The following is a 7,716-nucleotide window of genomic DNA, read 5'->3' on the forward strand; positions in this document are numbered from 1 at the left end:
CGACCGCGCTCCGCCTACGATCGCCTTCGGCGCTCGTTAACTTCGTTACCGGCTCCACGCCCCCGCCGGAGGCGAGGGAGGGTGAGATTACCGGCGGCGCTCGCTCGACAGGCGCGGCATGCCGCCGGTGGTCAGTTCCTCGCGGCGGGGGGTGAAGCGGGGCTCGACGCGCACCTCACGCTCCTCCTCCTCGCGGACCGGCCCCTTGCCCGACGGGCGGCCGCTGCGCCACCAGCCGAGGCCGATGAAGCCCAGCGTGCCGGCCAGCACCGCCATCACCGCGTAGCGCAGCCAGCCCGGCGCGCTGAACCCGTCCTCGTCCTTGGACAGCGCCGTCACCGGCACCTCCTTGCCCTCCGCCGTGGTGGCGGTGACGCTGGCGCGCGGCGCCGCCTGCGGCGTGCCGGGCGCAGGCGCGGCGGCCGACGAAGAGGGCGTACGGCTCGACGGCAGGGGGACCTCGCTGGGCGCGCCGCGCACCACGGGACCGAGCGTCACTTCGCCGCCGCCGGTGGTGTCGACGTCGCCGGAGCGCTGGGCGGCGCGCGGGGCCACCTCCTTCGGCGCGACGCGCTGGACGGCGGCGGGGGCGCCGGTCTTCGGGTCGGCGAGGTTGCCCATGGTGCCGGGGGTCTTCGCCGAGCGCTCGCCCATCATCTTGCTGACGGTCGCCTGGTCGAGATTGCCGGTGGCCGGCAGGCCATGATCCTTCTGGTACTTCGACAGCGCGGCGCGGGTCTGCGGCGTCAGCTGGCCGTTGGCGCGGCCGCCGATGTCGTAGTTCCTGTCCTTGAGGATCGTCTGCGCCCACTGGATGTCGGCCGCCGACTGGGCCAGCGCCGGCCCCAGGAACAGGGCGCCGGCGCCTACCCCCGCGAGAACCGCCAGCACCACGCGCGGGCGCGTCCGCCCGAAACCGCCAGCCATCGCCGAACCTCCAGACATTGCAGACCTGTTCCGTAAACCGCTTTGCTAGCAGATTGCGGCGATTTTTCGGGCGAGAAAATGGGGGCACGCGGTTCCCGAGTCGCACGCTGCGCCGCAGCGTTGCATCCGAGTCACGATCTGGGTAACGCCGCTGCCCCACCTCCCCCACTCGCCGTTAACGGACAATAGATAAAATTTGTGGTATTTTCCGGGCCGGCGCGACGGACGGGGGGTGCATCATGTCTCGGATGGGCGGAGCGATGCTGCTGATGGGCGTGCTTCTGCTGGCGGGGTGCAGCAAGCCCAGCTACCGGGAATGGACCGCCAGCGCCGAGGTGGGCCAGGTCGCCTTCGACGAGTGCACGGACGAGGTGGACACCACCATGCGCCTGCGCGGCTACCCGCTGCGGCCGCTGCCGGAGACGCCGCATTTCGCCTACCGCAAGGAAGTCTTCGGCACCTGCATGCGCCGCAAAGGCTACAATCCGGATTGACCGCCGCTTACGACACGCTGCCGTTGGCACATTCCTTTATCGGTCGTCATCCCCGCGAAGGCGGGGATCCATGCTCGCGTCGGCGAGCCATATGACTCATGTCGCCGCTGACGCGGCTCTGCCCTGGATCCCCGCCTTCGCGGGGATGACGGCCAAAAAGTGCCCAAATCGCCAGAGCACGGCTCACGGCGTCCCCAGGCCCCAGCGCAGGTACACCAGCGCGCCGGCCAGCAGGCCCAGCACCACCACGCCCACGTAGAAGCGCACCGGCAGCGGCACCTTCTCCTTGCGCCGCTTCGGCGCCTTCGCGGACTTCGAGGGCCGCGCAGCGTTGCCTTTTGCCGAACCCTTGGTCGGGTCGTAGAGATGGATCAGCGTCCAGTTGAACTCCATCCCCTCGAAATCGGCCTCGGGGTTGTGGTCGAGCTGGACGAGGCGGAAATACGCCCGCGGGTTCACCTTGACCATCAAATCGAAGCGCGCCTCGGCCTGCTTCAGGTTCTCGCCCACCTCCAGCGTCTTCCAGCCCTTGCCGCGCGCCTTCTGGATGGCGAAGCGGATGGGTTGCGGCGGCGGCTTGGGCGGCATGGGGATGCGGGGTCGGACCTTCGGACGAGGCGCGCAGTCTAGCACGCGCGGACGCGCGGCGCATGTTATCGTCCCGGTCCACGCCCTCCCGGAGACCATCGCGTGCGCGTCCAGGCGGTCCTCGCCCATCCCCTCCCCGACAGCTTCGCCGCCGCCGTGCACCGCACGGCCGTGACGGCGCTGCGCCGCGCCGGCCACGAGGTGACCGAGACCGACCTCTACGCCGAGGGGTTCGAGCCGGCGCTCACCGCCGCCGAGCGCGCCGCCTACTTCGATCCGGACTACGACACCACGGCGGTGGAGGCGCTGGTGCGGCGGCTGCGGGCGTCGCAGGGGCTGGTGCTGACCTACCCGCACTGGTGGTTCGACACGCCGGCGATCCTGAAGGGCTGGTTCGACCGGGTGTGGGCGCCGGGAGTCGCCTTCCGCCACGACCGCGCCGGCGGGCGGATCGAGCCGCTGCTGAAGGATCTGCGCAAGGTGGCGGTGCTGACCAGCTTCGGCTCCCCCTGGTGGCTGGCCGAGCTGTACATGCGCAATCCGGCGCGCCGCATCCTCAAGGCCGGTGTGCTGACCGCCTGCGCGCCGCGGGCGCGGGTGGACTATCTGGCGCTCTACGACATGGACCGCGCGACGGCGGAGAAGCGCGCCGGGCATCTGGCCCGCGTCGAGGACGCGATGCGGGCGTTCTAAGCCCTCACGCCAGCATCACGCCGTTGCGCCGAATGGCGTCGGCATACCAATGGTAGCTGGCCTTGGGCGTGCGCGTCATGGTCTGCCGGTCGACCTGGACGAGGCCGAAGCGGCGGCTGTAGCCGTCCGCCCACTCGAAGTTGTCGAGCAGCGTCCACACGAACCAGCCCTTGAGGTTCGCCCCCTGCCGGATCGCCGCGTGGCCGGCCAGCAGGTGGTCGCGGATGAAGAAGATGCGCTCGCCGTCCTCCGCCTTCCCCTCCGGGCCGATCCAGTCGTAGTAGTCGGCGCCGTTCTCGGTCAGGTAGACGGGCGGGTTGCCGTAGCGCTCGCGCAGCTCCAGCAGCTGCTCGGTCAGGCCGTCGGGCTCGACCGGCCAGCCCATGCCGGTGCGCTTCACCCCCTCCGGCGCCGGGCCGTAGCCGGTGCCGAACAGGCCGCCGGAGTCGGGCTGCTGGTGCATGCGGCTGTAGTAGTTGATGCCCAGGAAATCGATCGGCTGGCGAATCAGCTCCAGATCGCCGGGCCTGACCAGCGGTTCGAAGTCGGCGGCCAGCAGCTCCGGGATGCGGCCGTGGAACAGCGGATCGAGGCCGGAGCGGTTCCACACCGCGTCCCACAGCGCCGCGGCCGCACGGTTGGCCTCCAGCCCGCCGACCGGCTTCACCGGCTGCAGGCTGAGCACGGTGCCGAGCGTCCAGCCCCGGCCGGCCGCGCGCAGAGCCTGCAACGCCGCGCCCTGGGCGAGGTTCTGGTGGTGCAGCGCCGCCACGCAGGTCGCCCGCCCGGTCAGCCCCGGCGCGTGCGTGCCCATGCCGTGGCCGAAGATGGCGACCACCGACGGCTCGTTCAGCATCACCCAGCGGCTCACCCGGTCGCCGAGCCTTCCGGCCACCACCTGGGCGTAGTCGGCGAACCAGCCGGCGATCTCGCGGTTGGTCCAGCCGCCCCTGTCCTGCAGAGCCTGCGGCAGGTCCCAGTGGTACAGGCACGGCCACGGCTCGATCCCGGCCTTGAGCAGCCCGTCCACCAGCCGGTCGTAGAAGTCCAGCCCCGCCGCGTTCACCGGCCCGGTGCCGTTGGGCAGCACCCGCGGCCACGCCACCGAGAAGCGGTAGGCGCGCATGCCGGCGCGCGCCATCAGGGCGACGTCCTCCGGCCAGCGGTTGTAGTGGTCGCAGGCGGTGTCGCCGGTGTCGCCGTTCAGCACCTTGCCGGGCGTGCGGCTGAAGGTGTCCCACACGCTCGGCCCCCGACCATCGGCGCCGGTGGCACCCTCGATCTGGTAGGACGAGGTGGAGCAGCCCCACAGGAAGCCGTCCGGGAACCGCACCGCGTCCGGCGCCTGCGCCAGGGCGGGCCCGAGTCGCGCTCCCGCCAGGGATGTCGCCGCCGCCTTCAAGAACGTCCGTCGCCGCACCGCTCCGCCTCCCTCTCGTGCACGCCGCACTATGCAACAGGAGCGGCGCCGAGGTCATCCCGCGCCAGGGCGTGCGCGGATACTTGTCCTTGACATGCCATTTATGCAGGATTAAATTCCGTTTTGTCAACGCCACAGCTGCGCCCGCCGGCTCCCCAGCCGCGCGGGCGCTTTGCGTTTCGGCCCCTTTCCCTTCCATTTGCCCTCTGCGGAGTGAGCCATGTCCACCCTGATGCCCCGCGACGACGACCACCGCACCATCCCGGCGCTGCGCCTGAAGCCGGGCGGCGCGCACACTCTGCCGGCCGGCGCCGCCAGCGCCCGCAACGCCATCCCCTTCGCCGCCGACACCCGGGTGGTGAGCGTCTACGCCACCGGGCCGGTCCACCTGCGCACCGGCGGCGCCGACGTCACCGCCACCGCCGCCGACCATTACTTCCCGGAGGGCGTCTACTACGACCTGTCGGTGGGCGACAGCCTGCGCGGCCGGCACACGCACGTCGCCGTGCTGCGCGCCGGGGCGGCCGACTGCACGCTGTACGTCTCCGAGAAGGAGTGAGGCCGATGCTGCTGCGCCTCGGGCGGGGCCTGTCCCCGCTGCGCTCCGCGTTCGGCGCCGTGCTGAACGCCCTTGCCGGCCGCGACGGCCGCCGCCTCGCCGCCCGCGACGGCGCCACCCTCGCCTGGAGATGACCCGATGCCCGCCACCTACATCGCCGACCTCCCCGCCGCCGCGTCGCTGGCCGACGGCGACGCCTTCCCGCTCGACACCGGCAGTGCCACGCTGAAGGCGACGCTGGCCCAGCTGCGCGCCGCCCTGCCGACCGCCGAGCTGGCCGCCGCGCTCGCGCCGCTGTTCGCCCCGGCCTCGATCGCCGAGGAGGCGGTGGCCCCCCGCCCCTTCGGCACCGCCGCCTACGCCGACATCGGCCAGATCCCGCCGAGCATCCTGGCCGAGACCGCCGCCGCCGACCGCACGCTGGCCGGCATCGACGGCGGCAAGCTGCTGGTCTGCACCGCCGCCATCGCCGTCACCCTGCCGGGCGCCTCGGACGACGGCGTCGATCCGGGCTGGGCGGTGTGGATCAAGAACCGCTCGGCCGGCGCGGTGAGCGTGCATCCGGCCGGCACCGGCACGCTGGACGGCGGCACGGCCGCGCTCACCCTGGCGGCGGGCGCGTCGTGCGCCGTCGTCCGCCTGGACGCCACCGGTTTCGAGAGCGTCTGAGCCATGGCCGCCCCCATCCTCCTCCTCGACTTCGCGCGGACGCGCCGCTTCGACCGGCGGCTCGCCTTCGCGCGGCCGTCGCCGACCGTCCGGGCCGGCACCGCCACCCCGCTGCGCGCCGTCGCCACTGGACAGCCGCGCCTGGACGCCGCCGGCCTGCTTCTGGAACCCGCAGCGACCAACCTCGCGCTGCACGGCTCGGCGTTCGACCAGCCGAGCTGGACGCTGCGGTACGTCAGCCTCGCGCCCGCCGCCGCGCCGGACGGCAGCCTCACCGCCTGGAAGGTCTCGGAGACGGCGGTGACCAACACCTTCCGGCTGTCCCAGCGCTACATCGCCGCGGAAGGCCTGCACACGGCCTCCGTCTACGCCAAGGCCGCCGGACGCAGCGTCCTGTGGCTGCGGATGAGCATGGTCGGTGGCTATGCCACGGTGGCGGCCAACCTTGCCGACGGCACGCTGCTGGCCGACAGCATGCCCGGCAGCGCGATCATGCCCGTCGGGAACGGCTGGTATCGGGTGTCGATGACGCAGCCGGTCACCGGCACGGACAACAGCGTGCTTCTGGTGCTGGCGCCGAACATCGGGCCGTTGCCGGCCTCCTATCCCGGTGACCCGGCCTGCGGGCTATACCTCTGGGGCGTGCAGATGGAGGCCGGCCCGATGGCCTCCGCGCCGGTCGCGACGGGTGCGACCGCGGCGGTGCGCGCCGCCGAGTCCTGCAGCCTGCCGCTCGACCGGCTGCCGCGGTGGTCGCCGGACGCCGGCACGCTGCTGGTCGACGCCGAACTGCCGCTGGCGCCCACCATGCCGCAGACGCTCGCCACGCTGTCCGATTCCGGCGGCGGCAACGCGCTGAGTCTGCGCCTGCCGGGCGGCACGGCGGTGCGGGCGTCGGCGAGCGGCGGGTTCGCCGGCGCCGATCTGGCGATCGGGACGATGACGCCGGGAACCCGCTTCCGGGCAGCGCTCGCCTGGAACGCGGACGGCCTTGCGGCGTGCCTGGACGGTGGCGTCGTGGCGGGTGCCGACGGCGGCGCACCCGGCGGGCTGGCCGCCCTCCGCCTGGGGCACGCCGCGGGCGGCGCCGAGCACGCCCGCTGCCGAATCGCCCGGGTGGCGCTGTATCCGGACCGCCTGCCCGACGCGGCGCTGCGCCGGCTCACGCGCGGGTGAGCCCTGCGTACTGGCTGTCCGCTTGCGCCCGCGCTATATCGGAAGCATGAGCGGAGTCTTCCTGATCCTGATGGCCCTGGCGATGGCGGCGCTGCTGGTCTCGCTGCTGGCCGGCCTGTTCTTCATGGCGCGCGGCGGCGAGGCCAACCGGCGCAACTCCAACCGGCTGATGCGGCTGCGCGTGGGGTTGCAAGGGCTGGCCATCGTGCTGTTCATTCTCGCCCTCATCACCCAGGCGGCCTAATCGATGGTCAAGCTGACGCGCATCTATACCCGTGGCGGCGACCGCGGCGAAACGTCGCTCGGCAACGGCGCGCGGGTGCCCAAGCACGACCTGCGCGTCGCCGCCTACGGCACGGTGGACGAGGCGAACGCCGTGGTCGGCCTCGCCCGCCTGCACACCCGCAACGACGCGGACGCCGACTCCATGCTGGCGCGCGTCCAGAACGACCTGTTCGACCTCGGCGCCGACCTCTGCACGCCGGAGGAGGCGGAACCCAAGTACCCGCCGCTGCGCATCCTCGACTCCCAGGTCGATCGGCTGGAGCGCGAGATCGACGCCATGAACGGGGAACTGGCACCGCTCACCTCGTTCATCCTGCCGGGCGGCTCGCCGGCCGCGGCGCACCTGCACCTCGCCCGCACCGTGGTCCGCCGCGCCGAGCGGCTGATGACCGAGCTGGCCCTGCACGAACCGGTCAATCCCGCCGCCGTCAAGTACGCCAACCGCCTGTCCGACCACCTGTTCGTGCTCAGCCGGCGGTTGAACGGCAACGGCGCCGCCGACGTGCTGTGGGTGCCGGGCGGCAACCGCTGACAACATTATTGCCTACGGCATAGGCGGCGTTGACAGGTTCCGAAACTGCTCCTATCGTTCGCCGCACTGCGAAAGCTGCCCGTTTTTGGGGCCCGTACGGGTCCGTATAGATCAAGGGTCGGACATGAAGATTCTCGTCCCGGTGAAGCGGGTGGTCGACTACAACGTGAAGATCCGCGTGAAGGCGGACGGCTCGGGTGTGGAGACCGCCAACGTCAAGATGTCGATGAACCCCTTCGACGAGATCGCCGTCGAGGAAGCGGTTCGCCTCAAGGAGACCGGCACGGCCACCGAGGTGGTCGCCGTCTCCATCGGCCCGGCCGGCGCCCAGGAGACGCTGCGCACCGCGCTGGCCATGGGCGCCGACCGCGCC

11 protein-coding genes and 1 pseudogene are annotated in these 7,716 nt (G+C 72.1%); 9 read left to right on the forward strand and 3 right to left on the reverse strand.

Going from position 1 to position 7,716, the window contains the following annotated elements; translation table 11 throughout:
- Positions 1-87 precede the first annotated feature (87 nt).
- Positions 88-927 (reverse strand): peptidoglycan-binding protein, encoded by an 840-nt coding sequence (locus TSO221_RS34385; protein ID WP_109122943.1) that lies wholly within the window; start codon positions 925-927, stop codon positions 88-90.
- 239 nt (positions 928-1,166) lie between these two features.
- Between TSO221_RS34385 and TSO221_RS34390 the strand changes: the two genes are divergently transcribed.
- Positions 1,167-1,421: a hypothetical protein gene (locus TSO221_RS34390; RefSeq protein ID WP_109122944.1), complete on the forward strand. Its 255-nt coding sequence runs from the start codon at positions 1,167-1,169 to the stop codon at positions 1,419-1,421.
- 183 nt (positions 1,422-1,604) lie between these two features.
- On the opposite strand, the gene TSO221_RS34395 is transcribed toward TSO221_RS34390, so the two are convergent.
- Positions 1,605-2,009, reverse strand: coding sequence for a hypothetical protein (locus tag TSO221_RS34395; RefSeq protein WP_109122945.1), 405 nt, complete (start codon positions 2,007-2,009; stop codon positions 1,605-1,607).
- A 102-nt stretch (positions 2,010-2,111) separates the two neighbouring features.
- On the opposite strand from TSO221_RS34395, the gene TSO221_RS34400 reads away from it, so the two are divergent.
- Positions 2,112-2,702, forward strand: coding sequence for an NAD(P)H-dependent oxidoreductase (locus TSO221_RS34400; protein WP_109122946.1), 591 nt, complete (start codon positions 2,112-2,114; stop codon positions 2,700-2,702).
- Between the two features lie 4 nt (positions 2,703-2,706).
- On the opposite strand, the gene TSO221_RS34405 is transcribed toward TSO221_RS34400, so the two are convergent.
- Positions 2,707-4,122: a GH1 family beta-glucosidase gene (locus tag TSO221_RS34405; RefSeq protein WP_109122947.1), complete on the reverse strand. Its 1,416-nt coding sequence runs from the start codon at positions 4,120-4,122 to the stop codon at positions 2,707-2,709.
- 220 nt (positions 4,123-4,342) lie between these two features.
- Here TSO221_RS34405 and TSO221_RS34410 point away from each other — a divergent pair, with 220 nt between their 5' ends.
- From TSO221_RS34410 to TSO221_RS34435, 7 genes and pseudogenes are all read left to right on the forward strand, one after another.
- A complete protein-coding gene (locus TSO221_RS34410) occupies positions 4,343-4,681 on the forward strand; it encodes a hypothetical protein (RefSeq protein WP_109122948.1) in 339 nt (112 codons plus the stop codon).
- Between the two features lie 5 nt (positions 4,682-4,686).
- Positions 4,687-4,815, forward strand: a complete 129-nt coding sequence (locus TSO221_RS36945; RefSeq protein WP_282187871.1) for a hypothetical protein — start codon at positions 4,687-4,689, stop codon at positions 4,813-4,815.
- A gap of 4 nt (positions 4,816-4,819) precedes the next feature.
- A complete protein-coding gene (locus TSO221_RS34415) occupies positions 4,820-5,350 on the forward strand; it encodes a hypothetical protein (RefSeq protein WP_109122949.1) in 531 nt (176 codons plus the stop codon).
- Positions 5,351-5,353: 3 nt separating this feature from the next.
- On the forward strand, positions 5,354-6,526 hold the full coding sequence (locus tag TSO221_RS34420; protein WP_109122950.1) for a hypothetical protein: 1,173 nt from the start codon (positions 5,354-5,356) through the stop codon (positions 6,524-6,526).
- Positions 6,527-6,572: 46 nt separating this feature from the next.
- Positions 6,573-6,770, forward strand: coding sequence for a twin transmembrane helix small protein (locus tag TSO221_RS34425; RefSeq protein WP_109122951.1), 198 nt, complete (start codon positions 6,573-6,575; stop codon positions 6,768-6,770).
- Between the two features lie 3 nt (positions 6,771-6,773).
- Positions 6,774-7,343, forward strand: a complete 570-nt coding sequence (locus tag TSO221_RS34430) for a cob(I)yrinic acid a,c-diamide adenosyltransferase (protein ID WP_109122952.1) — start codon at positions 6,774-6,776, stop codon at positions 7,341-7,343.
- Between the two features lie 124 nt (positions 7,344-7,467).
- Positions 7,468-7,716: pseudogene (locus tag TSO221_RS34435) on the forward strand (electron transfer flavoprotein subunit beta/FixA family protein); the annotation flags it as partial.

Origin of the sequence: Azospirillum sp. TSO22-1 (assembly GCF_003116015.1) — a bacterium.
Taxonomy (GTDB): domain Bacteria; phylum Pseudomonadota; class Alphaproteobacteria; order Azospirillales; family Azospirillaceae; genus Azospirillum.